A 1,422-nucleotide genomic window follows, 5' to 3' on the forward strand; every position below is an offset into this window, starting at 1 on the left:
CATCCGCTGCTTGAAGCGGTACCTCGCCCGAACCGTCTTCAAGATCCTCCGGGCCAGCTTCTCCCAGCCCAACACCACTTGAAATCCATAGGGGCATCGGACTACTTGCCGCCACCGGCGAGCCGCCGCAGGACGAGCTGCCGCTATCGCGCACGCCGAGCGAGGAGCCACAAGCCACGGCGCGCTGCTTGGTGCTGCCCGAATCCCTCACCAGCAGGCTGCAGACACTGCTGGCCGACCCACCGGCGAGTAAAGCCCTTGCGATGATGCCCGGTGACCAGGAAGAGCTCGTGCGGTTCGTCGAGCAACACCTTGGCCCCCGGGAGACTCTGATCCAGGCAGCCGCCGACGCGGTGCGCACCGGTGCCATCACGATGGGGATGCTCGCATGGGCGGCAGAACGACCGGTCGCCCTCGCCTTCGCCCAGCGGGCCGCCGGCCTCATCCCCGCTGCGAGTATCAGCGGCACACACATCGCCGCCGAGATCAGGGCCGTGCGCGACGCTCTGAACCACACCGCCGTCCTAGACGTCAGCGCCCTCGCGGTTGCCTCCCTCATCCCCGGCCGACTCGACCAGCTCCGAGCAGTATTCACCGCCACCCCCACCACCACAGCGGTGTACGACGACATCATCAGGACCCGGTACGCGCTCGACAACATGCTGCGGTCATCCGGCCAGATGGGAGTGCGGGACGGTCGCTTCACGATCTCCGAGTACTCCCACCAGGACAAGGCGCATCTGGCACAGCAGGCAGCCATCTTCGCCCGCATCATCCCGAGCCTCCAACCCGTTGAGGTCCCCGACCTCGCCGAGATCCACGCCCGACTCGGCCTTCCCACCGTCCCCAACGAGGCAGACGCAGCCGGGCTGTCCGCCGCACAGCACGCTCTCGACACGGGTGCCGCCCTGTGGTGCGACGACACGGCCATGCGCGACCTGCTCATCAAAGCGGACATCCCAACCTTCGGTACCGTCGCCCTCCTGCACGTACTTGCGGAGCTGAGCGACTATCCCGAGTTCACCGACGAACGTCACGACCGCGATATGCGCAGCCTGCTCGAAGCCTGGGTCGTGGACCTGCCGATCGCAGTGGACGACATCGCCGAGGTGGCAGCGGCGGAAGGATGGCAGCCGGCCAGCGCCGCAGCCCTCTTCGCCCGGCCTCAGCTTTGGGCGGTCGACGCATCAAGGACACTGTGGGCGCCCGTTGCCGAGAAGGTATGGGACAACGAACCAGACCGACTCCGTGGTTGGTTCGAGCTTGCAGCCGTCGGCGTGAGCACGTGGATGAAGCCCGAAGAGGCGCTCCAGGCTGTCATCCAGCTAGTGCGTTGACCACGAACGTTGCCGGGGTTGGTTAGGCGGCTTTGGGTCGTGGGCGGCCCCAGCGTTGTTGGCGTTCGCTGCGGATCTTGGCGCG

Annotated in this window: 1 protein-coding gene; it reads left to right on the forward strand. The window is 66.9% G+C overall.

Going from position 1 to position 1,422, the window contains the following annotated elements; genetic code table 11:
* Positions 1-191: 191 nt before the first annotated feature.
* Positions 192-1,337 carry a PIN domain-containing protein gene (locus PV364_RS41070; RefSeq protein WP_415924678.1) on the forward strand — a complete coding sequence of 382 codons (1,146 nt, stop codon included), beginning with the start codon at positions 192-194 and terminating at the stop codon, positions 1,335-1,337.
* Positions 1,338-1,422 lie beyond the last annotated feature (85 nt).

Source organism: Streptomyces sp. MI02-7b (genome assembly GCF_033793585.1).
Lineage (GTDB): Bacteria > Actinomycetota > Actinomycetes > Streptomycetales > Streptomycetaceae > Actinacidiphila.